The organism is Cryobacterium sp. (genome assembly GCF_026786305.1).
Lineage (GTDB): Bacteria > Actinomycetota > Actinomycetes > Actinomycetales > Microbacteriaceae > Cryobacterium.
This window is the reverse complement of the sequence record NZ_JAJAYI010000007.1, coordinates 1-25,543: the sequence shown is the minus strand read 5'-3', so window position 1 is coordinate 25,543 and position 25,543 is coordinate 1. Positions and strand designations below refer to the sequence as shown.

Genomic DNA, 25,543 nt, shown 5'->3' with positions numbered 1-25,543 from the left:
GGCTGTTTATTTTTTTAATAAGAGCCTGGGGGGGGGGGTGGGCTCCGCGGCCCCCCTTACTCCAAACCCCGGGCCCGGGCCGGCCCCGCCCCAAACCCGCGGGGGCCCGCACGGTTCAGTAATTCGTCGGCGAGCGTTGATTCCAACTCGCGCAGGCGATTTTCGAGCCCGCGCACATGATCCTCGAGTTCGAGGATACGACGAATGCCTTCCAGACTCACGCCTTCGGAGCCCAGTTCCGCAATCTCACGGAGCTTTGCCACGTCGAGCATGGAATAACGGCGGCTCTTGCCGGGGGTGCGTTCCGGGCTGACGAGGCCCAGGCGATCGTATTGGCGCAGGGTTTGCGGGTGCATTCCCGCAAGCTCTGCGGCCGTGGAAATCACGAAAACCCGGGTGGTCTCGTCCATGATTAGCCCTTCGCCCGCGCGATCAGCTCATCGCGCGGGTTCTCCTTGGGCAGGGCTTCGGCGAAAGCGGCGAGCTTCTCTTCCGCATCCTTCGACAGGTGCGAGGGCACCGCGACCTGCACGACCGCGAGCAGGTCGCCCGTGCCCTTGGTCGTGGTGACGCCGCGACCCTTGACCCGCAGCACGCGGCCACCGGGAGTGCCGGGGGCTACTCGCAGTTTGACCGGAGCGCCACCGAGGGTGGGCACCTCGATCGTCGCGCCGAGGCTCGCCTCGACGAAGGTCACCGGCACGGTCACGCGAAGGTTGAGGCCGTCACGTTCAAACACCGGGTGCTTGCGCACGGTGATCGTCAGCACGATATCGCCGGATTCTCCGCCGTCGGGGCTGGGCTGTCCCTTACCGCGCAGACGAATCTTCTGCCCGTCGGCGACTCCGGCCGGAATCTTCACCTTGATCGGACGGCCGTCCTGCGTCTGCAGACTGATCTGGTCGCCCTGGGTGGCCGTGATGAATTCGATGGTCGTGGACGCGATCACGTCACGGCCGCGGGTGGGCGCGCCCGACCCGCGGTAGCCGCCGGTGGGGTTGCCGAAGCCGGCACCGCCACCGCCACCTCTGCCGAACATACCCCCGAGGATATCGTCGAAGCCGCCCTGCTCGAAGGTATAGCTTTGCTGACGGCTTCCGCCGCCGAACATGCCACCGAAAGCGTCCTCGAATCCACCGCTCTGGGCCCGGCCGCCGGGCGCGGCGAACCGCGCCCCGCTGCCCATGGCACGTACGGCGTCATATTCCTTGCGCTGGGCCGCGTCGTTCAGCACCGAGTGCGCCTCGCTGAGTTCCTTGAACTTCGCCTCTGCGGCGGGGTTCCCCGGGTTGGAGTCCGGGTGGTATTTGCGAGCGAGCTTGCGGTACGCCTTCTTCAACTCGGCCGGAGTGACATCTTTCGGCACCCCGAGAACCTTGTAGAAGTCCTTGTCGAACCAGTCTTGGCTAGCCATCGCTCGGTACCTGAACCACGACCTTGGCCGCACGCAGCAGGGTGGAGCCGAGGTAGTACCCCGTCTCCGCGACGTCGCCGACGGTTTCGGTGTCGACGGCCGCACTCGGCTGCTGGAAGATCGCCTCGTGCATTGTCGGGTCGAAGGGGTCTCCGACCGTACCGAACGAGGTCAGGCCGAGGCGCTCAACGCTTGCGCGCAGCTTGGCCGCGATCGTCGCGAAGGCGGAGTCGGGCACGAGGTCGCCGTGCTTCTCAGCACGGTAGATGTCATCGAGTACTGGAATGAGCACCCTAACGATATCCCCGGTCACGCGCTCTTTCTCGATGGCACGGTTGGCTTCGGTGCGCCGACGGTAGTTGGCGTACTCGGCCGTCACGCGCTTGAGGTCGGCGAGGTGTTCGCTCGTCGGCTCCGCCACTTCACGCTCTGCCGCGTCCAGAATGTCCTGAACGGTCAGTTCGTCTTCTTCGATACCGTCCGCCGAATCGTCGGTTCCGGCTTCAGAAGCGGATACCGCGTCGGGCGCTGATTCTGCAGGCGCGGGCGCACCCGACGCGGTGCTGCCGTCTTCGGGCTCCCCCGCGGCGGAAGCATCGTTGTCTGGATGTTTCTTGTCAGCCATAGCTGCGGCCTACTTCTTCTTGTCGTCGTCGTCGTCGTCGACAACCTCGGCGTCGACAACGTCTTCGTCCTTGTTCTCATCGGCAGGAGCCTCACCGGCGCCGGCTTCGTCAGCCCCGGCCGCAGCATCCGCTTGGCTGGACTTGTAGATGGCTTCGCCGAGCTTGCCCTGGCTGTCATTGAGCTTGTCGAACGCGGTCTTCACCGCGTCATCGTCGTCGCCGGCGAGAGCGGACTTGAGGGCGTCGACGTCAGCCTGCACCTCATTCTTCACGTCTTCGGGCAGTTTGTCGACGTTGTCCTTGATCAGCTTCTCGATCGAGTAGGCGAGCTGCTCGGCCGTGTTGCGGGTCTCGGCGACTTCGCGCAGGCGCTTGTCCTCGGCGGCATGCTCTTCACCCTCGCGCACCATGCGCTCGATGTCTTCCTTCGCGAGCGAGGATCCGCCCGTGATGGTCATCGACTGCTCGGTTCCGGTGCCCTTGTCCTTGGCGGACACGTGCACGATGCCGTTGGCGTCGATGTCGAAGGTGACCTCGACCTGCGGAATTCCGCGCGGCGCCGGCGCAATACCGGTGAGCTCGAAGGTTCCGAGGTTCTTGTTGTCGCGGGTGAACTCGCGCTCGCCCTGGAACACCTGAATCGCAACGGATGGCTGGTTGTCATCGGCCGTGGTGAAGGTTTCGCTGCGCTTGGTCGGGATGGCCGTGTTGCGCTCGATCAGGCGGGTCATGATGCCGCCCTTGGTCTCGATGCCAAGGCTCAACGGGGTGACGTCGATGAGCAGAACGTCTTTGCGCTCGCCCTTCAGCACACCGGCCTGGAGCGCGGCGCCGACGGCGACGACCTCGTCAGGGTTGACACCCTTGTTCGGGTCCTTGCCGCCGGTCTCGCTCTTGACGAGCTCGTAGACGGCGGGCATGCGGGTGGAACCACCAACGAGAACGACGTGGGCGATGTCGCCGACCTTGACGCCGGCCTCACGAATGACGTCTTGGAAGGGCTTCTTCGTGCGGTCGAGCAGGTCTTCGGTCATCTTCTCGAACTGGGCGCGGGTGAGTGTCTCGTCGAGGTTGGCCGGGCCGTTTTCGGTCAGGGACAGGTAGGGCAGCTGGATGCTCGTCGACATACTCGACGAGAGTTCCTTCTTGGCCTGCTCGGCGGCTTCCTTGAGGCGCTGCTTGGCGATCTTGTCCTTGGACACGTCGACGCCGGTGGTCTCCTTGAAACGCTTGATCAGGTGATCAACGATGCGCTGATCCCAGTCGTCGCCGCCGAGGCGGTTGTCGCCAGCGGTCGAGCGCACCTGGATCGTGGAGAAGTCGTCGTCCTTGCCCACCTCGAGCAGCGACACGTCGAAGGTTCCGCCTCCGAGGTCGAAGACCAGAATGAGCTCGTCTTCCTTGCCCTTGTCGAGGCCGTAGGCCAGCGCGGCAGCGGTGGGCTCGTTGATGATGCGCAACACGTTGAGTCCCGCGATCTCGCCGGCCTCCTTGGTGGCCTGGCGCTCGGCGTCGTTGAAGTACGCGGGCACGGTCACGACGGCGTCGGTGACCTTTTCTCCCAGGTACTGCTCGGCGTCACGCTTGAGCTTGGCGAGAATACGCGCCGAAATCTCCTGCGGGGTGTACTTCTTGTCGTCGATGACCACGTTCCAGCCGGTGCCCATGTGGCGCTTGACGCTGGAAATGGTGCGGTCAACATTGGTGACGTTCTGGCGCTTGGCTGTCTCTCCGACGAGGACTTCGCCGTCCTTGGTGAACGCAACCACCGAGGGGGTGGTGCGCAAGCCTTCAGCGTTGGCGATGACGGTGGGTTCTCCACCTTCGAGCACGGCCACCACAGAGTTGGTGGTTCCGAGGTCAATACCTACTGCACGAGCCATGTGGGTTGTTCTCCTTCAATCATGTGCGAAACGAACGACAAAGTAATTTCAAGACTTGAGCCTCGATGACTCAAGTATTCCAGAACGACCAAACCAGTGTCAATTTTTGCAGCTGAAAGTTGAGTGTGAGTGACTCAACTTTGATTCGAGTGGATGCTGCGGGCCGGCGAATACCGCTGTTTACCCCGGGGTAGTAGATTGTGGACACGACCGAGACTGTCACCCGAGACGCGGAAGCCGTTCCAGCGCCCGGTCGGGTGGTGGCCTGGGCATTCCGGGACCAGGGGTCGGCTGCGTTCGACGCGGTCGTCACGACCTTCGTCTTGACCGGGTACATCACCGCGTACATCACCGCGTACATCACCGGCTCCTCCTTCGGTGACGAAGACGTCATTTCGGCCCAGCTCGGCTGGGCTCTGCCCATCGCCGCGCTGGTAATCGCCGCGCTGGTAATCGCCGCGCTGGTAATCGCCGCGCTGGCCCCGGTCGCTGGGCAATGCTCCGATATCTCGGGCCGCCGCACGTTCCGGCTCGGCGTCGATACCTTCGAGGTCGTCGCAATCACGGCCGCGATGTTCTTCGTGCAGGCTTCGCCGAACCACCTCGTGCTCGGCCTGTGTCTCGTCGCGGTCGGCGCGCCCGGTACCGGTCGGCGCGCCATTCATAGCTGGCGCGCCCACCCGCAGCTGGCGCGTAGAACACCGTCGCGCGGCTGGCTGGGCGCCAGCCCACCTTTGCCTGAGTATCCGCTGAAATGGGGCTATTCCCTCGCTTGGGGGGTAGATGCCGGTCAGACTGAAGTTCATGACACTGACCCAGCTCCAGAAGGCCGAACTCCTACTCTCGCTGCACGTACCGGGCGAGCCTCTCATCGTGACCAACGTGTGGGATGCCATCACCGCCAAAGTCGTGGCCGATGCCCCCGGCGTCAAAGCCCTCGCTACCGCGAGCCACTCCATGTCGAACGTGCGCGGCCTGCAAGACGGTGAAGGACTCTCGCTCGACGAGGCCATCCGTGCTGCCGCGATTATCGCGGGCGCCGTCGATCTGCCGGTCTCAGCCGACTTCGAGAAGGGATACGCACCGGATGCCGTGGGCGTGACCCGCAATGTGCGTCGCCTCATCGAGGAATCCGGCATCGTCGGCATCAATATTGAGGACTCGGTCGGCGCCCCGAAGGCCCCGCAGTTCGATATCGAGACCGCCGCCGCCCGTGTGGCCGCGGCCCGGGCCGGCGCCGACCAGAGCGGCATCCCGCTCGTGATCAACGCCCGCGTCGACACCCTCGCCGGTGGGGGCGCCTGGAACGAAGCCGTCGCACGCGCCAACGCTTACCTCAGTGCCGGCGCCGACGTCGTCTTCTTTCTCGGCTTGACCGACGAAGACAAGGTGGCGCGCGCGGTCGAGCAGGTCAACGGCCGCATCTCCGTAATCGGCGCCCCCGGACTCGTGCCTCTTGCGCGCCTCGCCGCGCTCGGCATCTCCCGGGTCAGCTTCGGCCCCGGTACCCTCGGCCTCACCCTCGCTGCTCTGCAGGCCGCAGCCACCAACCTCACCGCGCTCGGTGAGTACCCCGCCGACCTCGGCTTCACGTTCGCACTGTAAACAGCACTCGCACCGAGGCCATCAGCATCCGCTCGTCAACGGATGCGGGTGGCCTCGTTGTGTGCAATGAGTTGCCAGGTCGCGCCCTCGTCGGCGGAGACCCAGCCCTCCCAGTTGTAGCTGTCGGGGGTGATGGCGGTGAAGTTCCAGCGGATCGGGCGACCGTCGGTGCGGGTGCCCTCCTGCCGCACACCGTGGCGATACGGCGTGGCCACGAGCTGGCAGTATTCGCCCTGGGCCGGGGCGAAGTAGCTCACCCGCCAGGCACCGGCGAGCGGGTCGTAGACACGCACGGTGGTGGCGACGGTTTCAAATCCAGACGGATGCGTCGTGCTCGCGACGACCTCGACGTCTTGCACGGCCCGGCCATCGAGAATGAATTCGACCATCCAGATAAAGTCGCGTTCGATCCATTCGCCCGTGGTCTCGTCGAGGCAAGAGCCCTTGGCGGCCCAGGATCCGACCATCTGGCCGAAGCGGTGCATGCGCCCGGGGTATTCCGGAGTGGGGCCGTGCGCGATGAGCGCTTCGTCGAATCGGGTGGGCATGGAGGTCATATCCAAATTTTACCCGACGCGAGGTTACGATCGGATTACCCGCAGGCATCCACGTGCGCAAAGCGGATGCGTCAGCGGTCGATGGTGGTGCGGTGAAAGTTTTGGAACGAGCGTGAGGCCGTCGGGCCGCGCTGGCCCTGGTAGCGGGAGCCGTATTCGCTCGAGCCGTAGGGCTTTTCGGCCGGGGAGCTGAGCTGAAAGAAGCAGAGCTGGCCGATCTTCATTCCGGGCCACAGTTTGATCGGCAGCGTCGCGACGTTGCTGAGCTCAAGCGTGACATGGCCCGAGAAGCCGGGGTCGATGAAACCGGCCGTGGAGTGCGTGAGCAAGCCGAGGCGACCGAGAGAACTCTTGCCCTCGAGCCGTGCGGCCACGTTGTCGGGGAGGGTGACCTGCTCGTAGGTGGCGCCGAGTACGAACTCGCCCGGGTGCAGAATGAACGGCTCGTCGGGCTTGGTCTCGATGAGGTGGGTCAGTTCGGGCTGGTCTTCGGCCGGATCAATGTAGGCGTATTTGTGGTTGTCGAACAGCCGAAACAGGCGGTCGAGGCGCACATCGATGCTCGATGGCTGAATCATTGCGGCATCGAGCGGCTCCAAACCGATTCGTCCAGAGTCGAGTTCAGCCTTGATATCGCGATCGGAGAGCAGCACGATGCCAGCCTAGCGGCGCTGGCTTGATATGCTGGCACGGTTCCGATTGTTGTTCACTCACAGCGGTCGCGCGGATGTAGTTCAATGGTAGAACTTCAGCTTCCCAAGCTGATAGCGCGGGTTCGATTCCCGTCATCCGCTCTCTACGGTGCGCGTGTACTTGTGTGATTTGGGCAGCATGATGAGTCTTCTCGCACGGCTCATGAGCCTCGGACATCAGGGCTGAGCCACGGCTCAGGTTCGCCGGGTCGGCTTCGGGTGTCGGGTGAGCGCCGGTCGGTCCCTCCGCCCATTTGTCATGGTCAGACACATGTCGCGCAACTCAGGATTCGTCGCGCCAAGCCCAAGACTCTGCGACAGACTTCGAACATCCAGAAGCCGCCGAGTGCGGTAACTTGTCCGGCGGCAGACTTTCGCCACAGAGTTCGACATGCGTATTACGTGGTTGGCGTGTTGGGGTCGTCCCAGGGGCTCAGTCCCGGCGAGACGGCCATTGGCGCGCTGCCCATCACTGCGGCTCTGTATTACCTGGGGTTCGTCCTCTTGGCGGCGATCGATGCTGCCGGGTTCGGATGGATAGTCCGCGCCACGCGCCGACGGCGGGCCGGATCGCTTCCGTCCGATTCCTGACGCTCTGTCGCGGGGCTCCGGTGTGCCGCGCCGACCCGAAGCAGCGGCCGGGCGAGTATCAGACCGCTGATGAGTCCGGCGAGGGCGACCGGGAATGCGACCAGAGCGCTGAGGTGAGGCCGCAGGGAATTTCCGAATAGAAGGGTCAGCCCGCCAACGAAGACCACCGGGCTGAGAACGAGGATGCATGCCCAGATTGGGGTGTCCATCCGCCGCGCCCAGACTGCGGCGGCGAAGAGAGCGGCCGAGCCAGCGAGGATGAGGAGCTTCCCGACACGGTCGCGCTCACGGGCTTCCCCGGTTGGTTCAAACAAGAAGGTCTTGTCGAGACCCGCGCCTAACACCGCGAGCGCCAGCGCGATGAGGGCGGCCCAGACGACGAGGATTCCGGCCCACACGACGCCGCGAAGCCAGCGAGATGTCATCGCTCCTCGCCCTGATGCTTCGTCCGTAGGTGCGGGCGCCCCGCGCCGACGCGAAGCAGAGGGCGGGCAAGAGTCAGACCGCTGATGAGCCCGGCAACCGCGACCGGAAAAGTAACCAGGGCGCTGAGGTGAGGAAGGTAGGAATTGTCGAAGATGAGGGTCTTCCCAGCACGATCTTGAGCGAGTGCCGCACCGGTCGGGGCGACGTGGTCGCAGAGGGTTGCCTCATGACACACGCCCCCGACAGCGGATGCCGGCTTGGACCCGACCCGAATCTGCGTCGTTAGAGGTCCCGGTATCGGGCGGGTCATCCTGCCCCTGCCCTGGGCATCAACTGTGCAATGATTCGCTTGTGATAGAACTTGGCCAACGTCTACGTTCGTCGTTTCGTTGGGTGGGTGACCGAACCGATCCTGACTATCGCGCAGACGTGACCGGATGGTGGCGTGACGCCGAAATCCTGGAAGAGCTTGGGGACGCCCTCGGCGGTTTGCACGGCACGCGCACACCTAGCGTTGTTATCGGCACACAATCGCGCGGCAGCCTCTTAGGAGTACTTACGGCAAAGGCGCTGAAAGTTAAATTTGCAAAAGTCCGCAAAAATCCTTCCCGCGGCTCGGACAGCGACTCATGGTGGGAAACGTCAACGTCGCCCGACTACCGCGACCGCCACCTCGATCTGGGCCTCCGGCGTTCGCTGTTGAAGTCGGGTGATCGTGTCCTGTTCGTCGACGACTGGATCGCCACAGGCGCTCAGGCTACTGCTGCGAAACGGTTGGTCGAGATGAGTGGCGCAACGTGGATCGGTGCCTCCGTCGTGGTCGATGGTCTTGAAGAGTCTGCACTCAGACGGCAGCTCAACTTGCGTTCCCTGGTCCATATTCGGGAGCTGTGAGAAGCCCCGTTTTAGGCAGGAACCGTGCGTATCGACGCACGGTCAGGGTCCGTTCTGCGGGCGCACGCCCAGAGCGCTCGCCCATGACCCACGTTTGCGTCGCAAGAGGGCGTGCGTCGTTCCGCGACCACCTCGCCGCGACCCACACGACGCCACAATCGCTCGGTTTTGGCGGCGAATTTTAAAGTATCCCTGGCGGGCCACGCGATGTACTCCGCGTGAGTCGATTGGAGGGGTGAAGAAGAGGGCAAGTTTGAAGTCCGGCAGGTGCTTGTCGACGTTCCGGTCAACGACAAGAATGGAAGGCCCCTCCCCGTCGACCGGCTGAGCTCGGGCGGCGCCCGGGACCCCGGCGGATACCTCAGCGCTCAGTACCGCAACCCGAGGCTTCCGGAATCGGCTCCGACCCCATTTCGCCGCGACAAGGCCATTCAAGCGCCAGCGCCACGTGCGGACCCAGCCACCGAGGGCCCGCAGGTAAGCGACGAAGAGGCCCCTCGCGCGGTCGAACTTCCCGGTGTCAGTGTCGCTGAAGGTGTCCGGATAGACGATTATCGAGACCGGCGGTCCGCCTGAGCCATGTCAAGAGCGTTCAGAATCATCGCCAGCTCTTCGACATCATCGGCTCCATACTCCAGTGTGCCGGGCGAAGAGTTCTCGCGGAGCGAGCAGGTTCGGACGGCTCCCGTTGTTGATCCACTGACGTCGAGAGGGGTGAAGAACCTCGAAGGGCGCGGCGACCGGCAGTCGACAAAGCTCCCGAGTGAACCGTCGGGCGAAACCTCCGCACGGCACGACCACGAAGTCAGCATCCAGAGTTAGCGCGTCGACTCTCGCCTGAAGTCCGCGAAGGAGGATGCTGCGCGCCGCGTTTGCCTCGGCACACTGAGCCCCCGTGACGAACTTCGCTGTCGACGTCCGTCCCCGATCGATGACCATCCAGCCACGGGCGGACAACGCTGGTGTGGTCCCACCCTCACCGAAAGCCTTCTCCTGCAGGGGAACGCTGGAGACGTGCAGTATCCCGACCCGGTAGTCCCCGGCGTCGTGCTTCGCGCGGACATAGCTGCCCAGGCTCTCGGCGGGGTGTGCCGGCAGTAGGTACTCGAGCGCGCTCATCCCGGCTTGCCGCTTCGCTCACGTAGACCGTGACGCTCATGCCCAGCCCTCCGCCTCTCTGCCGGTACCTCGCACCAATTTAACGGGCGGCGTCCGGGCGCCGCTCGTTACTTGTTCCGGCTCAAGAAGCCAATCCCCCGCCACCACTCCTCAATGGCCACGTTGAGCCTCAGAACCGGGTACGTCCAGTCCTCCTGTTTGCCGTCGCGTGAGACGCGGATGATGAGCTGCGCTTCATCCGGAAGGACCACCGCGGCGGGTAGCTCCTGAATCTGCAGCGCCTCTGCGCCCTGCTTCGAGAAGGAGTAGAGCGTAATGCCCTGACCGTACGTGAGCGCGGCAAAGTCCTGCTTGAACCCAATGAGCGAAAAATCCCGGGCCCGCCCTTGCCGCCGGCGTGGTGGAGCATGTCGTCCACGTCGGTGGCGCGCACCTTCACGAGACACGGAGGGCGGTACCAGGAAGAGAACAGCGACATCCCCGAGGGCTTGGGCACACGGGCCGAGTACCAGCCCGGTACAGCGTCAACCACAACGCACCACCCTTACGACGTCCTCGTTGACCCGGCGACCGAGCACACCCGTGAGCGGGAACAGAATCACCATCATGACAGCAACTCCCTCGGGGCGCGGTCGTGCTGCCCGCGCTGACACTCGTCCTTCACGCTACGAACGTCGCCTGCGAACCGTCAGGCCTGCGACCAAGGACTCCATGGCCGTCGCGAACGTCAGTATTCAAAGCATGAAGTTCGCACAACGACTTGAGGTTCCAAGCTCGGCCGCGAATCCGCGCACCATACTTCGACTGCCCACTAAGGAATCGGCGGGCTCAATCGGTCGTTGCAACGCCCCGTTGTGCTCGAGATCTGGGCCTGATCACGTTTTCGCGAGTGCTTGCAATAGCGTCCGCTGATGATCCGTGCGCGGAACAGGTGGCACGACGTTCCCTCAGATGTATTCCCGCACGGACTCGCCATTCCGGCAATCCCGGCTGACCTCCCCGCATCGGCTGCTCGCCCGACAGCCGACGGAAGTCGGAGGGTTGCAATTGCCCGATCAAGAAGATAACCGTCAGAACCCCGATCTCCAGAGACGGGCCCGTGTGGTCGTGTCCGCAGAGCTCGATGAAGCGGCAAGGGCCAAGGATGTGACCGATGTAGCCGTTTCGCCTGACCCGACAACGCTACCGGACCATATTGCTGTGAGGACGTCCGCCCGGGAGAACGAGCGCCGAGGAGGGCAGGTGTACTTGTGCCATCGATGAGTACTCTGATGGATGAGGTCTCGGGGCTGTACCTGGTCCATACCGAGTCCGGCTCGACGTACTCGATTGATCTCGACCGACAAGAGCTGTGCCGCATGTCCACGCCGGATGATCCCGCGCGAGTGCACGGTCTGCGGCGCGATGGTTCCACTGTCACCCTTTTGGACGTTCTCGAGTGCACGGTCGGCCGGCCAATGCACTTGCTGATCGACCTTGCGGTCCCAGGTGTGCTCGCCACGACGCGCCGAACCACCCCAGTGACGGGAATCGAGCGCGTAACCGGAGTCGTCGAGTCCCTCGCCCGTGTGGGTGCGTGAATTTTTTGAATTCATAGGCGAAAAAGACTCGCTGGATGGCGTTCTCCGCAGTTTGCTCAAACCTTCCTTGCCGTTCGTCCCAATAAACCGGAGCAGGACTAATTGGATCGTACCAGTACGGACCAATAGCCGAAAGTGGTCCTATGCTGGAGAGCGACCGACGAACAAAGGGGACACGATGACGAAATTCCTGAATGGGCACCCGTCACTCGACGCCGGCCCGGTGCCCAAGCATGCACAGCTGCGGGCGATCCTGCTGGAGCTCATCGAGCATGCGCTGGCTCCGCACGCGGCGATCCCCGCCGAACGAAAGCTAATGACCCAGTACGGCGTCAGCCGGTCCACGGTGCGTGAGGCGATCCGCCAGCTCGTCGAAGAGGGCCGCCTCTACGGCGTGCAGGGCAAGGGCACCTTCGTGGCCGGCGAACGCGTGCAGAGCGACCTGCACCTGGCCTCTTTCACGGAGGACATGCGCCGGCGCGGACTCATCCCAGCGACGATCGTGAACTCTCTCACCCTGGTCGATGCGCCGCTCGAGGTGCGGGCAGCACTCGGCCTCGGCGCAAATGCCAGGGTCTACGAGATCGACCGTATCCGGCTCGCCGGCGGCATCCCGATGGCGATTGAACGCGGTTACTACAAGGCCGAGCTGCTTCCAGACCTCGAGAGTAAGGACTTGACCCGTTCGCTCTACACGATTTTCGCGACCGAATACGGGCTGCGGATCGACAGAGCGGAACAGACCGTCTGGGCCGAGACCGCGGACGCGGGTGCCGCCAAGGTCCTCGGCGTCACCGAGGGCGCACCCCTGATCGTGTTCCGCCGCACCTCGGCGGCGGCCTCGGTATCCGTTGAGTACGTCACCTCGTCGTACCGCGGCGACCGCTACCAGGTACACATGACCCTGAATCTGCAACACGCTACTGCGCGATCTGCTACTTCCTCTTCCGCTTCGTCATCCGTCAGTGGAACCTGAAGACCCCAGGCCGTGGCGACGACGAGATCCAGGACCCGGCAGCGGCGGACTCCGCGGGAACGACCGTCTAGCCCGATCGCCCCGTGCCGCCGGCACGACCCGAAGCACCATGCAATTCGAATTTGGAGTACACCATGGCCGAAGTTGTTTTTGTTGACAGTGAAGCCGCGGCGGGGACGCTCACGGCGGCATCCATTCGTTCGCTGATCCTGCGGAAGCCGGATGCCGTGCTCGGCCTCGCGACCGGCTCGACGCCGCTCTCGGTCTACGCGGCCCTGGCCGCGACTTTCACTGCCGACCCGATTGACGTGTCCCGGGTGCGCGGCTTCGCCCTCGACGAGTACGTGGGCCTGCCCGCGGGCCACCCCGAAAGCTACCGCTCGGTCATCACCCGCGACGCCGTCGTGCCGCTCGGGCTCAACCCCGCGAACATCCAGGTGCCGAGCGGCGACCCGGCCACCATCCGCACGGCGGGCCCTGACTACGAGGCCGCCATCCTTGCCGCCGGCGGCGTCGACGTGCAGATCCTCGGCATCGGCCGCACCGGGCACGTCGGCTTCAACGAACCCGGTTCGTCGTTCGCCTCGGTGACGCGCATCAAGACCCTGACCGAGAAGACCCGCATCGACAACGCCCGCTTCTTTCCGTCGATCGACGACGTGCCGATCCACTGCATGACGCAGGGCCTGGGTACCATTCTCCGAGCGCGGCACCTCATCCTGTTGGCCTTCGGGTCCGAGAAGGCGGATGCCATCGCCGCCGCCGTGGAGGGACCGGTCAGCTCGAGTAAGCCAGGTTCCGTGATCCAGCTGCACCCGCACGTGACCGTAATCGTGGACGAGGCCGCCGCCTCGAAGCTTGAGAACCTCGACTACTACCGGTACGCCTGGGCCCACAAGCCGTGGCCGGGCATTTAGGCCGCGCCGCTGCACACTCACCCCCGCACCCTTTAGTCTGAATCCCGCGTCTGAACCCTTGGAGCAATCATCATGACCCCGCTCACCTCCCGTCCGGCCGGATTGGTCCCTGTCGAGCGTTCCGACGCACCGGTCGCGGATGACCGGGGCTCGGCCGTGTCGTCGCCCGCAGCCCCGTTGCTGGCGGCGCCGATGCTCATCTCCGGCGGAACCGTGATCGCGCCGGACGCCGTGCACTCTCCGGGCTGGGTGGACATCCGGGCCGGCCGGATCGTCGGCTGCGGCGCGGGGAAGCCACCCCGGGATCCGGACTTCAGCTTCCCGGAGAGCACCCTGGCCGCCGGTTACGTCGACGTCCACACCCACGGCGGGGGTGGCAGCAGCTTCAACGACCAGGGCTCCGCCGTCGCCGCCGCGCAGATCGCCGAGACCCACCGCGCCCACGGCACCACGACCCTGATGGCCAGTCTTGTCACGGCCCCGCTGGACGAGTTCGAGCGCACCGTGGCGGCCTTGGCCGGGCTGGTCGAGCAGGGACTGCTGGCCGGCATCCACCTGGAGGGTCCCTGGCTGAGTCCGGCCCAGCGCGGCGCCCACGACGAGGCCCTGCTGCGCACGCCGGACGCCGAGAGCATCGACCGGATCATGCGGGCCGGCCGCGGCACCGTGCGAATGGTCACCATTGCGCCCGAGCTGGAGGGTGGACTCGCCGCCGTCCGCCAGATCGTGGGCTTCGGGGCCGTGGCCGCGATCGGGCACACCGACGCGACCTACGACCTGACCCGGCAGGCGATCGCCGCGGGGGCCACGGCCGGCACCCACGTGTTCAACGCGATGCGGCAGATCCACCACCGCGAGCCCGGCCCGGCGCTCGCCCTGCTCGAGGACCCCACGGTATTCGCCGAGCTCATCGCAGACGGGGTGCACCTGCACCCGGCCATAGTGCGTTTCATCATCGAGAGCCCCTCGCGGCCCGTCTTCGTGACGGATGCCATGGCCGCCGCCGGCGCGGACGAGGGCGACTACCAGCTCGGCGCCCTCGACGTGAGCGTCTCCGACGGCCAGGCGCGCTTGGCCGACGGCACCATCGCCGGCAGTGTGCTCACCTTGAGCGCGGCCGTGCGCTACGCCGTGCACACCGCCGGCGTGCCCGTGGAGATCGCGGTGCGCGCCGCCACCCAGAACCCGGCCGACATGATCGGTCTCCCGGATCGGGGCCGCCTCGCGGCAGGCAACCGCGCCGACCTGATCGTGCTGGGCGCAGGGCTCCAGGTCACCGCGACCCTGCAGGCCGGTCTCTGGGTGCCGTGCGCGAGTGATTGAGGCCGGTATTCAAGTCTCGTGATGGAGCTCGTCGAGATCACGTTCGGCGGGTCGCAAGAAGCTCCACCACCGCGGCGATCACCGGGGCTGCCGATGGATTTCCAGAATGACATTGTTGAGGCCGGACCGGTTGGCACTCGTGGCACGGATGATTACTGTAGGTCGGCGGCGCCCCTCGCCCGCAGTGCGGCACCGAGCAGCCCGGCATTCTCACCGAGCAAAGCGGGCAGGAGCACCGGTCGGCGGTGAAAGCTAAGCAGGCCGTCGACTCGTTCCTGCAGCGGCAAGAAGAGGGCGTCGCCGGCCTGGGCGAGACCCCCGCCGATCACGACCGCGTCAGGGGCGAGCACGGCTGCGAGCTGGCTGATCGACAGGGCGAGTGCATCGAGGGCCGCGTCCCAGATCCGCGACGCCACGGGGTCTCCCTGCCTCACGCGCTGGAGGACTTCTTTGGCACCTGGCATGTGGGTGCTCGTTTCGGCCCGGTAGCGGCGGGCAATGGCACCCGCAGACGCCACCGTTTCCAGGCAGCCGCGGGCGCCGCAAGCGCAGAGCTCGCCCCGTGGGTCGATCACTGAGTGACCGATCTCACCCGCGTAGCCGGAGCCGGAGTGGGCGCGGCCGTTCACGAAGAGGGCCGCCGCGACCCCTGTTCCGATAACGAGCACAACCACGTCACGATAGGGGCGGGCTGCGCCGAGCCGGAACTCCGCGTCGCCGGCTGCGCGCACATCGTGTGAAAAGGAGGCCGGGAGACCGAGCCGCTCGGTGAGGAGATCTCTGAATGGCACCCGATCCCAGGCGAGGTTGGCTGCGCGCACGGCGATACCGCGCTCGTCGTCCACGATGCCCGGCGCGATCAATGCGACCGCGGCCGGATGCACGTCGGGGAAGTCGTGCCGGAACCGTGCGGCGACGTCCTCCACGTGGGCGAGCACGACATCCGCCGTGCCCGCGCCGGAAACCGGGGTGGCCGTGCGGTCGAGGCCGATCATGGCGCCGGTGGTGTCGAACAGGGCCGACTTCATGTCGGTTCCTCCGACGTCGAAGGCCAACACTGCGGCGCCGGCTCCCAGGGGGGAGGCCGACACCACCGTGGCGGGATCGGACATCAGCCGCGCTTCACGATCTGCTCGCTCCAGCGGCTGTAGGTGGCGAGGTCGCGCAGCAGACGTCCGGCGAAGGCGGACTGCAGCTCAGGGGTGGCCCGCACAAGTTCGGCAGCGTTCGCGTATTCGGTCACTGCCCGCTCCGGTTTTCCCGTGCGTAGCCAGCGATCGGCAGCACCCAGCCTCTTGCCCAGGTCTTTGGCTACCTTCTGCGGCACGCAGTCCCCGGTTGCCGCGGCGATGGTGCGACCGGTCCAGTCGCCGGCGTCCCGGGCCGCGGCGACGAGGTCGCTGTGGGGGGTTCGGGCATCCGTTCGGAAGACGCCTTCTTGCAGTGCCCTGGCCTGGGGCGCAGACATCTGGTTGTAGGCGAACAGTGCGGCCCCGTCACTGCCGGCGTCACGCACGGCCTGCACCTGGGCCAGCAGCACATCGGGGGTTGAGCCGCGGAACGGGCCGTAGGTGGCGGTGTAGAGCAAGTTGTCGGTGCCGACGATGCCTCGCATCAACGCTGTTTCCTGGGCCACCGAATCCGCGGTGGTTCCGAACGACATCCCGGTCAGCACGTCGACGTAGCCCTTCTGCACCCAGTCAGCCCAGTTTTGGAACTTCTTCGCCAGGCCGTCGGCCGGATTGGGGAACACGGCCGCAGAGATCTCCGCCTCCGGCGCCACGCGCACCTGCAGGTCGCGCACCTCGGACACGAATGAGGTCACCTGGGCCTCTCGCCAGTCGCCCCAGGTCTTCCACAGGGCGTCGGCCGGGGTCAGGGAGAAGGGGTCGACGCCGTGGCTGGCCGCGAATGCCGTCCTGGCATGATCGCTGTAGGAGAAGGATGCCGTTTCCCACGGTTCGGAGACGGGGTAGCGAATGTAGTCCAGATGCAGGCCGTCGACGTCGTAGTCGGTGAGGATTTCCTCGAACAGACTCTTCACGTACTGGCGCGGTTCCGGCATTGACGGATCGATGAAGTAGTAGCCGACCTCTTGGGATGACGGCTGCGGGCCTGCTTTGCCCACGTCCTCGCGCTCCACCGCGGCCCATTCCGGGTGGGCGGTCAGCACCGGGCCGGGGCCGTCGCTCGCCGAGTCGACGCCGACGAAGAACGTGTGCACCCAGGGGTGCAGCTCGATCCCGCGATTGTGCGCTTCCTCCACCCAGACGCTGAGCGGGTCGAAGCCCACCATTTCCGGTCGCTGCGTCGCAATACCGTATTCGGCGGCGACGGCACTCGGGTAGATCGTGTAGCCCTGCCAAACGGTTTCAAGGAAGACCATGTTGAAGCCGGAAGCGGCGATGGCGTCCAGGCTGGCCCTGATCTGTTCGGGGGTGGTCTCGGTGGGCCGCACCCACAGGCCGCGACCTTCCACCGGCAAGGACTCGGCCGTGCGGTAGAGCGCGAGGCTTGCGCTCTCCTTCGCCGCGACGGCCCAGGCTACCGCGCCGTCCTGATCTCCGGCGGCGATGGCGGCGGAGGCCTTGGCGAGCAGGGCTTCGGCTTCGGTGACCGCGGTGTCTGCGCCGGGTAGATCGGCGGGGAGACAGCTTTCATTGGCGCCGGTGACCGCGTGCCGGGCCTCGGTCAGCGCCTGCTCCGCGCCGTAGAGGTAGGTGTCGGCGTCGACGGTGACGGTGACGGTTCCGCCGGCGGTGTCCACGCGGGCGCCGAGAACTGCGTTGCTGGAGAGCCATGCCCCCCGGCCGCCATGCCCGGAGAGCACGATTCCGTCGGCCGGGATCGCCCGGTTGCCGCCGCCCCTGGCGACGACGCGGTCACCTGAGACCGTCACCTCGAAACCGAAGTCATTGGTGCCGGTCGTGGCCAGGCCGAAGGCCGGGGTGTAGACGATCAGCTGCTCGGCGCCTCGGCAACCGGGGAAACACTTCCCCGTGCCGGGGTCAACGGCCGCCGGGTTCGTCGCCGCGGTGGGATCGGTCGCGTCGATGGGGCTCGTGACCGTGCGCAGCGTCAGATCTGCGATCGTGACGAGTTCGCCGACGCGTACGTGGTCGCGCAGGAACAGCCGCACATCCGGGGTTCCGCCTGGGGAGGCTGACAGCACCACACCGTCTGCCGGGATCGGGTTGTTCCCCGGGTTCGGGCAGGGCGTGAACGCCGTGCAGACGTCCAGGACCCGATAGGAGCCTGCGGTCTCCGTCTTCTGGAGCACCGCCTCCCCACCGAAGGAATTGGTCTTGGTCTGGGCGCCGAAGCCCGGCGTGTAGAGCGCGAACAGGCCGGTGGTGCGGCTCGATGGGTCAATGGCATCGATCGATTGCACACTGCCGTCGGCGGCGGTCACCCGGGGCCCGGCGGGCGGAGCAGCCGGGGCAGCGGATGCGCCCATCTGCGCAGTGACCAACGGCACCAGCAGCGCCGCGGCCAGGGCCATGGCCAGGGCTGCGGCTCGGGCTCCGGTACCTGCGCCGTGCCGGGCGGATCGAGGGCCGCCGATCGATTGCTCGGTGATGTGGGCTGACCGTATGCGCATTCTGGACTCCAATATCGTGCAGTAACGGGTTTTGTGTTGGCGAATTGTGTCTGGCTTGGGTGGAGGACGGGCAGCCCGGGGTTAGCTCGGGGTCAGTGCCCAGATCTGTGCACGGGTCACGGCCGGGGCCTCTCATCGCTGGACCGAAGGATCAACGTCTCGACGGCGAACGGGCCGAGTTCGACCGTGAGCGTTCCGTCGGCCGCGACCGGTAAATCCCCGAGAACTGTCTCGTCGATTCGCGCGCGGTCGACGGTGAGCACCCCGGTCGGAAGGGTGACGGTTGCCGTGCGGGTCAGCGGCGTCGGGTTGCCGATCCGCAGCACGCTTCCCTGTCCGGCCGTGGTTTCGTCGACGGGCTTCCACGCCGAGACCAGGGCGCCCGCCACTCGGGGAGCACGACCGGTGGTCGACCTGGCTGCGGGCGACGTGGCGCCCGGCCGCAGGGCGTAGGCCACCAGCGGCACCCGGTGCCGGGCGGCGGCCAGGGAGAGGTCGAGCGATCCGGCCTCGGCCCCGAGTCCGAAAATGACAGCAAGGTGGGCGGTGAGGAGGCCCTGGCACTGAGCCTCCGGCACCGCAAGCATCGGGCCGGCGCCGGTGGTTCGCGTGCGAAGATCGAACCGGGACATCCAGCCCACGGCGCGCAGCAGCGTGACGGCGAGCACGTTCGAACCGTCGGCATCGCTGGCCTGCAGCTCCGGCAGGCCGCGTGTGAGCACAGCCACCGCACCGGCTCCGGTGCCGACGCTGGCCCAGGAGTGCACGGGCGCGACACCCTGTTCGGCCTCAAGTCCGCGCTCGGTGGGCAGTTTCCCGAGCGCCGGCCCGATCGGCCGGGTGATCGCGCACCAGTGCTGGTCGGCCGTCCATTCGGTGGCTGATGGGTCAAGCGGAACCTCGAACCTGAGCCGGTGGTCGTCGGCCCTGTTGTCGACCGTCACGGTCCAGTCGAGCCGGTCGCTCGCGGCCCAGTGCTCGATTTCGACCCTGAGTGGCACCGGAACGCAGTCAGTGCGCCGAGACTCCCGGTCGTCGGTTAGGGCCGTCGGCAGGAGCATCGACGCGTCGATCAGGATGCGGGTGCGCACGTCCGTCTGGGTGACGTGCACCGCCGAGACGGTCGGGTGCACGGCCAGGTCGACTGCCGGGGGGTCGTAGTTGTAGCTGTCGCCCCGGTCGCCGACAGACACCAGCAAGCCGACCTGGTCTCGCCGCACACCGGTTTCCCGGTCCTCGACGCGCAGTGATGCGTCGGCGTTGACCGATAGTCGGAATCGGCCGGTGTCAATCGTTTCAGGCTCGGTCCCTTCGGGGTGAGACGTCGTGTATCCGGTAGTTTCGGGCTGAGGCACGGCCGCCGCGTCGCCGAGTTCGGCCGTGTAAGCGTGCCAGCCGAAGGCAGGCACGTCGACGGCCCTAAACGCCACCTTGTGGATGGCGCACTCCTGGGAGTCTGGCATCAGGTCGAGGTCGGCCTCGAAGACCGTTTCGATCCGGGTGGATTCGACCTCAAACGACATCGGTGTGCCGTCGATGCTGCGAAGGTCCGTGATGCCGCGGCCGACATCCGTGGCCACCTCGACCACCACGGCGCCGCTGGTGTCGTCGCCCTGCCCGGACACCACGACGAGGTCGACCCGGTCAACCGGCGGCGTACCGTAGCGACGGGTGTCGAGCCCGTCGGCGAGGAGCAGCCGACGCACGAGCAACTCACCGGTTTCCTGGGCCTGTTCGGCACGTACCGTGGTGGCGCGGTGCACCTCGTCGATGCTGCAGCCGCAGATGGAGTCGTGCGGCGCGTTCTTGATCACGAGATCCCAGGCGTGGTCGAGCAGACCGGCCAAGGAGCGCGGATTCGCCCCGGCCGCATCCTCCGAGCCCGACACGGCGGCGTGCTGGAATCGGGCGAGCTGTGGCTCGGCGAAGCGTTCGAGCAGGGTCTGCGCCCGCTCGTTGGCCAGCTTCACGTAGGTGCGGGCCGACAGTGTTCCCGGCAGGAGAAAAGTGAGGCGGTTTCCGAGGGTGCGAAGTTCGCCGTCGACGATGGGTAGCGGAGCGGCCTCCCGATCGAGCGCGGCGCCCTTGGCTAGGTCAAAGAAGGCCTCCAGAGTCGTCTCGACCAGGGTCACCTCGGAACCCGCGGTGTGCTTCGTGCGGGTGGATGGCGGTTGTGGCACCAGGTGGTCGCCGCCGTTCAGCAGCAGACACGGGCCTAGCGGCAGGCGCGCCCGTTCGGCGTCGACGTAGGCGCGGAGCCTGCTGCCGCTGGTGTCGGCGTCCCAGAGCACCTCGGTCTGGTGGTAGGACTGGTTGACCGTGAACACCTCACTGCCGTCGAGGGAACGCCAGAGGAAGCGGCCGAGCTCCGGCGGGGCGCCTCGCCAGACCAGAGCGGTGTCCATACCGAACCCGGACAGCAGCCGGGGCAGGTCGGCGGGGTGCCCGAACGCGTCGGGCGAGTAGCCCACGGTGGAGAGACAGCCGATCCGGTTGCCCCAGCGGCGGGCGCGGAACAGGTTGCGCACGAGGTTCTCGGCCGAGACCAGCTGATTGTCAGCGAGCACATGCCACGGGCCCACGGTGAGCCGGCCGGCCCCGATTAGGGCCGACAGGCGCGGCTCGAGGTCAGGCCGGATTTCGAGCACATCGGCCAGCACGACGGTTTGGCCGTCGAGGTGAAAAGACGCATAGGTGTCATCGTCGAGCGAGTCGCAGACACGTTCGACCAGCTCGACCAGGCGGCCGCGGTAGCCGTCGAAGCCGCGATACCATTCGCGGTCCCAGTGCACGTGGGAGATGACGTGACAGCGGTCCAGTGCCTCAGTCAAGGCGGTGGCCCTGCTTCGTACGCACGTCTGCGGTCTGGCGCACGAAGCTCGCCGTGATCACCTGCGGGCGGGTGATCGCCGAGCCGATCACCACGGCTGAGGCGCCACGCTCGAACGCGGCGCGCGCCTCAGTGGGGGTGGAGATGCGCCCCTCCGCCAGCACCGGGATGCTGAGCACGGCCGTCAGCTCGGCCACGAGCTCAAGGTCCGGTGCGGGCCCCTGACGGCTGTACGCGGTGTAGCCGGAGAGTGTGGTCGAGACCAGGTCCGCTCCGGCTGCCGCTGCGGACCGGCCCTCGTCAACCGTGGACACATCGGCCAGCACGATCACCGGCCCGTCGGCCTTCAACCGCCGGATGGTCTCGGCCAGGCTCAGGCCGTCCGGCCGGAGCCTGTCCGTGCCATCGAGCGCCACGATGTCGGCGCCGCACTCGAGTATTTCCTGGGCGGCGGCGAGGGTAGGGGTGATGTAGACGTCCGTCTCGCCGATCTTCCACAGCCCGATGATGGGTAGGGTCGTGGCCGCACGCACGGCACGGATGTCATCTGGCCCCTCGATCCGGAGGCCGCGGGCTCCGCCTGCGATCGCGCTCAACGCCATCGCCACCATGTGGTCCGGGCCATAGAGCGCCTCGCCCGGCTTGGCCTGGCAGGAGACGATGAGCTGTCCACGCAGGCGATCGATCAACTCCGTCGTGGTGGCAGGGGCGGGGTCGGGGGGGTGTTCAGACATGCTGGATCTCCGTCTGGGTTGGGGCTGGTTCGGAAGGTAAAGTTTCGGTGCTGCGCCAGCTGAGCGGCGCGCCAGCGGCGAGGAGGTCACCCTGAACGCCCGCGAGCAATGCCGGGTCGTGGACGATGCGGCGCGGGCTCGTGGACAGCCGGACGCTCGCGGCGGCCAGCGCCCCGGCGGCCTCGCCGATCGCCCACTCCGCCGGGTGAACCCGCCAGGCGGCTGCTGCCACCTGGGTTGCGGCCAGATTCTTGGCGCCCATCACGAGGTTCTCCGGGCCAATGCCCGGGGCGGGTACGAGGGCACCGGCCGGGAGCTGGAACGGCGCCGCGCTGCGGTAAACGCTTCTCGGATGCCCCACTCGCGGATGCAGATCGGCGTGATACCAGGCGATGCCCACCGAGTCGGCAATCTCGGGGGCCGGGTGGACCGCCGTGCCGTCATCCGTTCCGGCAACAGAACCGCTCACTGGATCGGCCGATGGGTTTCCGATGGGAGTGCAGAACGTCGCCGGCAGGAGGTCTGCGGCGGTGATCGGCCGAGGGTTACCCAGACGCCGGGACTCCCGCACGTAGGGTGACGCCGCGAGCCCGTCGGCCGTTCCGCTGAGTTCGGGGGCGAGCCTGAGCTCGGGGTAGCCCTGGCCGGTGCCGAACGGTCCGGGGCCGTCGCCGGGGTCGCGGGGGGCCTCGGTGCGGAGCCAGTGCACGAAGGCAAGCGTGAGGGCACGGGCCGCAGGGCCGGCCTTGGCCGGGTCGCCAACGAGACCGGAGCTTCGGTAGTCGTTACCGGCCCAGTTGATGACGGCGGCCTCGGTCGCTCCCGATTTGGCAGTACGGATGCGCCGGTAGGCCCAGAAAGGAGGCAGTCCGGTCGGGCCGGTGGTGAAGAAGCGATAGCAAGCGAAGGCGCCGGTGCCGGTCTCGATCTCACTTTGGGGGCTGGCCAGGTTGAGCGAAAAAGGTTGCGCGTCTCGCAGGGCGGCGTAACCGGGCGGGGCTTCGCCGACAGGTTGTGGTTCTGCCTCCCGCACGAGCAGCGCGGCCCAGGTGCAGGACTGTTCCGCAAAAAGATCTGCCGCGCCGGGCACGGCATCCGTTTCGCCGAAGGCGTCGCTGCCCTCCGAACCGATCACCCACCGGGTGCCGGTGAGTGGCAGCAGGTCGCCGAGCTCGGTCGCGTCGACGAAGACACGGGCGCGAACGAGAGCGTCCGTGCCGGTCGGATACCGAAGGCGCACCGCGTCGATCGAGGCTCCGGAATGTGCGGCGCGGCCGGCTACGTCGGTGGCGGCGACAGGCCAGGCGTTCCGAAGGACGCGGATGCGGCCGGCGTCGATGTGCGTGCAAAGCATCCCCTCCAGCACACGGAGGCCGACCAGCGGTTCAAAGCAGAGTCGGCTGACCCAGCCGTCTCCCGGGTTTCGGGCCCCGCCGCTCGCGGTTCGCACCAATTCGCGGAACTGACGGTAGCGCGCCGTCACCCCGGCCGACTCGACCAGCGGATGTTCGTCAAGCGGGGAAGTCAGCTGGGCAGTGACTTGGCCGCCGATCATCGGCTCGGCCACAGTCAGGATCACGGATGCCCCGGCGTCGGCCGCGGAGAGGGCCGCGGCGATGCCGCCGAGCCCCCCACCGATCACCGCGACGTCACCCGTAAGCTCCATCGCGCACTCAGTAGCCTGCTCGCGTTCGGTCGAAAGGTCGGCCTCGGAATCGGGTCGCACGCACTTCTCGCCGCTCGACATCAGCCTGCCTCGATGAGGTTCAGGTCGATCTCGAAAGTGCGCTGCCAGGGCAGAGTGAGGCTGCCTGGTTCGATCCGCACCCGCTCGAGGCCAGGTCGGGCGGCGAGAACGGCGGAAAGACGGGTCTCGGCGTCCCGCAGAACGGGGTTTCCGGTGTCCGGCTCGGCGATGTTGTCGTGCCTGGTGCGGGGCGACCCGAGAATGGTGCGCACGCGTTCTCGCTCGAGTGACATCCAGCCGTAGTCCTCGACGACTCGGCGGGCAACGGAGAGCCGCACGGCACCAGCGTCGAGGGTGCCGGACTCGCGGGCCGCCCACCCGGCCACAAGCTGGGCCGCCACCGTTCCCACGGTGTTGCCGGCCGTGTTCCAGGCCGCAAAACCGCCGAGCGCCCGCCAGACGTCGGCCGCGTCGAGCGCGGCGACGAGGGCCGGGTCTGCTCCGTTGGGCCGGGCCACGTCGGCGAGGCCGACGAGTGTGGTGGTGGTGAGGGCGCGGGTGACGAGGTCGGCAGTCAAAGCGGCCTGGTGTGGGTCGAGGTGATGGTCGGGAGCGACGGCCCAGTCGGCGGCAGGGACGCGAGGCTCCTCCGGCGGGTGCACGACCAGGATGACGTCGCATCCCGCTGCCCGCGAATCAATCCCTGAGACGGAGCCACTGCTGCTGTCGCCGATTCCGGAGCCGAGGAACACCGCATGGGCGCCCGCCGCCTCGATCTGTCGGCGGATCGTCTCCCGCACCCGCGACGATTCGTAGGGAGCGACCCGGTTCAAGGCCTCCGGGTCGGAGCACATGATGCCGATGATCGGCGCGCGCACCCCGCGCACCGCGAGGCAGGCCCGGGCCACGAGCACAGCGCCGATCTCATCCGCGCCGGGTTGAACGAAGACGCGGTCGCCGAGTTCGCACCGGTCGACCCAGTCGCCGAGGGCACGCTGATCTGCCGCCGAGAGGGATTCCTCCGCGGCGTCGTCGATCCCGATGACCAGCCGCCCGACGGTGTTATCGGCTGCGAGTTCGACAGCCTGAAGGGCGAGAGCGTGCTGGCGCAGCCGCCGGCCGATCCAGTCGAGCCTGACTTCTCTGGGCACCGCGGCCTGAGCCTGGGCCACCCCGGCGCGCTTGGCGCGCGCCGCCGACAGGCTGTGCAGCGCCGGGCCGTGCGGATCCCAGTAATCCGGCTCCTCCATGGGGTCCGAGGAATCAGGGGTGCGCGGCACCAGCGTCGACGCGAAGACCGGACAACCGGTTTGCCTCAACACGCTCCAGCGCACGGCGACCTCCGCCTGGGACTCATGTCCGATCCGTGACGGGATCAGCCCACCGAAACCGAGGCCTTCGAGTGAGACGATCGCGAACGAGGCAGTCTGCCGGGCGGCACTGAGCCAGTCCGTGAGACCGGCCGTGTCACCGGGCCGGCGGATGCGCGGCAGCAGCCCGGACGGCGGCAATGCGCAGTCGAGTCCGGCGATCCGGGCGATTCCTGCGGGCAGGCTGGTACAGACCGGACGCTCGTCCAGCGGCACGAGTACGATCCCGCTCATGGGGTGTCGCTTCCGTTGGAGGGCCCGGCGTGTGCGGGGAAGAGTGCAGTGGAATCCAGCCGCCCGGGAATGGGCCGAGCGAGCCGCGCGGCCCCGATCGCGACCGCGGCTCTACCGAGCAGGCCGGTTTCAATCCGGAGCGCGCCGATCAAGGGGATGGTCGTGCGGGCGGCCGCACTGCGCACGCGGTCCAGCCAATCGGCGCCCAGGCCGGTCACGCCTCCGCCGATCACGATCAGCTCGGGGTCGAGCAGGTTAGCTACGGAGCCGAGTGCGGAGCCGATGGCGTCCGCCCCTGCCTCGAGGATGCCGCGGGCCGCACCGTCACCGCCCGTCGCGGCCGCGGCGACCGCGCGGAGGTCGTCGGCCGAGCCACCGGCGAGGCGGTAAGCACGGGTCATGGCTGGACCGGACGCGATCGACTCGAGGTGACCGTCACGCCCGCAGGGACAGGGCAGGCCTGCGGCACCGGCGACGATGACGT

Annotated in this window: 21 protein-coding genes and 1 tRNA gene; 6 read left to right on the top strand and 16 right to left on the bottom strand. The window is 67.0% G+C overall.

The genetic code is table 11. The features are described from left to right. Positions 1-56: 56 nt before the first annotated feature. From LH475_RS00675 to LH475_RS00655, 5 genes are all read right to left on the bottom strand, one after another. Positions 57-410, bottom strand: coding sequence for a MerR family transcriptional regulator (locus tag LH475_RS00675; protein ID WP_297412633.1), 354 nt, complete (start codon positions 408-410; stop codon positions 57-59). A gap of 2 nt (positions 411-412) precedes the next feature. Continuing rightward, positions 413-1,414, bottom strand: a complete 1,002-nt coding sequence (locus tag LH475_RS00670; protein ID WP_196843001.1) for a DnaJ C-terminal domain-containing protein — start codon at positions 1,412-1,414, stop codon at positions 413-415. Beyond that, complete coding sequence (locus tag LH475_RS00665) at positions 1,407-2,039, bottom strand: nucleotide exchange factor GrpE (protein ID WP_196843000.1); 633 nt, start codon at positions 2,037-2,039, stop codon at positions 1,407-1,409. Before LH475_RS00665 ends, LH475_RS00670 begins: the two co-directional genes overlap by 8 nt. Before the next feature lie 9 nt (positions 2,040-2,048). Next, positions 2,049-3,923, bottom strand: a complete 1,875-nt coding sequence (gene dnaK / locus LH475_RS00660) for a molecular chaperone DnaK (RefSeq protein ID WP_297412632.1) — start codon at positions 3,921-3,923, stop codon at positions 2,049-2,051. A 134-nt stretch (positions 3,924-4,057) separates the two neighbouring features. Beyond that, the gene (locus tag LH475_RS00655) at positions 4,058-4,588 is read right to left on the bottom strand and encodes a hypothetical protein (RefSeq protein ID WP_196842998.1); all 531 of its coding nucleotides are present in this window, start codon (positions 4,586-4,588) and stop codon (positions 4,058-4,060) included. A gap of 139 nt (positions 4,589-4,727) precedes the next feature. Here LH475_RS00655 and LH475_RS00650 point away from each other — a divergent pair, with 139 nt between their 5' ends. Then, complete coding sequence (locus tag LH475_RS00650) at positions 4,728-5,528, top strand: isocitrate lyase/phosphoenolpyruvate mutase family protein (RefSeq protein WP_297412631.1); 801 nt, start codon at positions 4,728-4,730, stop codon at positions 5,526-5,528. A 35-nt stretch (positions 5,529-5,563) separates the two neighbouring features. On the opposite strand, the gene LH475_RS00645 is transcribed toward LH475_RS00650, so the two are convergent. Together LH475_RS00645 and dcd are read right to left on the bottom strand one after the other, a co-directional pair. Then, positions 5,564-6,085, bottom strand: a complete 522-nt coding sequence (locus LH475_RS00645; RefSeq protein ID WP_297412630.1) for a hypothetical protein — start codon at positions 6,083-6,085, stop codon at positions 5,564-5,566. A gap of 71 nt (positions 6,086-6,156) precedes the next feature. Further along, positions 6,157-6,738, bottom strand: coding sequence for a dCTP deaminase (dcd, locus tag LH475_RS00640; RefSeq protein WP_196842995.1), 582 nt, complete (start codon positions 6,736-6,738; stop codon positions 6,157-6,159). Positions 6,739-6,808: 70 nt separating this feature from the next. Between dcd and LH475_RS00635 the strand changes: the two genes are divergently transcribed. Then, a tRNA-Gly gene (locus tag LH475_RS00635) sits at positions 6,809-6,879 on the top strand. Between the two features lie 383 nt (positions 6,880-7,262). Here LH475_RS00635 and LH475_RS00630 read toward each other — a convergent pair. Beyond that, positions 7,263-7,793, bottom strand: a complete 531-nt coding sequence (locus LH475_RS00630) for a hypothetical protein (RefSeq protein WP_196842994.1) — start codon at positions 7,791-7,793, stop codon at positions 7,263-7,265. A gap of 430 nt (positions 7,794-8,223) precedes the next feature. Between LH475_RS00630 and LH475_RS00625 the strand changes: the two genes are divergently transcribed. Further along, complete coding sequence (locus LH475_RS00625; RefSeq protein ID WP_297412629.1) at positions 8,224-8,688, top strand: phosphoribosyltransferase family protein; 465 nt, start codon at positions 8,224-8,226, stop codon at positions 8,686-8,688. A gap of 1,226 nt (positions 8,689-9,914) precedes the next feature. Here LH475_RS00625 and LH475_RS00620 read toward each other — a convergent pair. Then, the gene (locus LH475_RS00620) at positions 9,915-10,058 is read right to left on the bottom strand and encodes a hypothetical protein (RefSeq protein ID WP_297412628.1); all 144 of its coding nucleotides are present in this window, start codon (positions 10,056-10,058) and stop codon (positions 9,915-9,917) included. Positions 10,059-11,565: 1,507 nt separating this feature from the next. Between LH475_RS00620 and LH475_RS00615 the strand changes: the two genes are divergently transcribed. From LH475_RS00615 to nagA, 3 genes are all read left to right on the top strand, one after another. Continuing rightward, positions 11,566-12,363: a GntR family transcriptional regulator gene (locus LH475_RS00615; protein WP_196842989.1), complete on the top strand. Its 798-nt coding sequence runs from the start codon at positions 11,566-11,568 to the stop codon at positions 12,361-12,363. 134 nt (positions 12,364-12,497) lie between these two features. Further along, positions 12,498-13,280, top strand: coding sequence for a glucosamine-6-phosphate deaminase (locus LH475_RS00610; RefSeq protein WP_196842988.1), 783 nt, complete (start codon positions 12,498-12,500; stop codon positions 13,278-13,280). 72 nt (positions 13,281-13,352) lie between these two features. Beyond that, positions 13,353-14,603 carry an N-acetylglucosamine-6-phosphate deacetylase gene (gene nagA, locus LH475_RS00605; protein WP_297412627.1) on the top strand — a complete coding sequence of 417 codons (1,251 nt, stop codon included), beginning with the start codon at positions 13,353-13,355 and terminating at the stop codon, positions 14,601-14,603. Between the two features lie 152 nt (positions 14,604-14,755). Here nagA and LH475_RS00600 read toward each other — a convergent pair whose 3' ends face one another. From LH475_RS00600 to LH475_RS00570, 7 genes are all read right to left on the bottom strand, one after another. Continuing rightward, entirely contained in the window at positions 14,756-15,715 is a 960-nt protein-coding gene (locus LH475_RS00600; protein ID WP_297412626.1) for an ROK family protein, read from the bottom strand. Then, positions 15,715-18,204, bottom strand: a complete 2,490-nt coding sequence (locus LH475_RS00595) for a family 10 glycosylhydrolase (RefSeq protein WP_297412625.1) — start codon at positions 18,202-18,204, stop codon at positions 15,715-15,717. The genes LH475_RS00600 and LH475_RS00595 overlap by 1 nt, the downstream gene beginning before the upstream one ends. A 116-nt stretch (positions 18,205-18,320) precedes the next feature. Then, a complete protein-coding gene (locus tag LH475_RS00590) occupies positions 18,321-21,035 on the bottom strand; it encodes a glycoside hydrolase family 38 C-terminal domain-containing protein (RefSeq protein WP_297412624.1) in 2,715 nt (904 codons plus the stop codon). Further along, positions 21,028-21,768, bottom strand: a complete 741-nt coding sequence (locus LH475_RS00585) for an N-acetylmannosamine-6-phosphate 2-epimerase (RefSeq protein ID WP_196842984.1) — start codon at positions 21,766-21,768, stop codon at positions 21,028-21,030. The genes LH475_RS00590 and LH475_RS00585 overlap by 8 nt, the downstream gene beginning before the upstream one ends. Next, positions 21,761-23,434, bottom strand: coding sequence for an FAD-dependent oxidoreductase (locus LH475_RS00580; RefSeq protein WP_297412623.1), 1,674 nt, complete (start codon positions 23,432-23,434; stop codon positions 21,761-21,763). Before LH475_RS00580 ends, LH475_RS00585 begins: the two co-directional genes overlap by 8 nt. Positions 23,435-23,514: 80 nt before the next feature. Beyond that, entirely contained in the window at positions 23,515-25,059 is a 1,545-nt protein-coding gene (locus tag LH475_RS00575; protein WP_297412622.1) for a DUF4127 family protein, read from the bottom strand. Beyond that, the coding region (locus LH475_RS00570) for an ROK family protein (RefSeq protein WP_297412621.1) at positions 25,056-25,543 on the bottom strand (488 nt) is incomplete at its 5' end. The genes LH475_RS00575 and LH475_RS00570, both read right to left, overlap by 4 nt.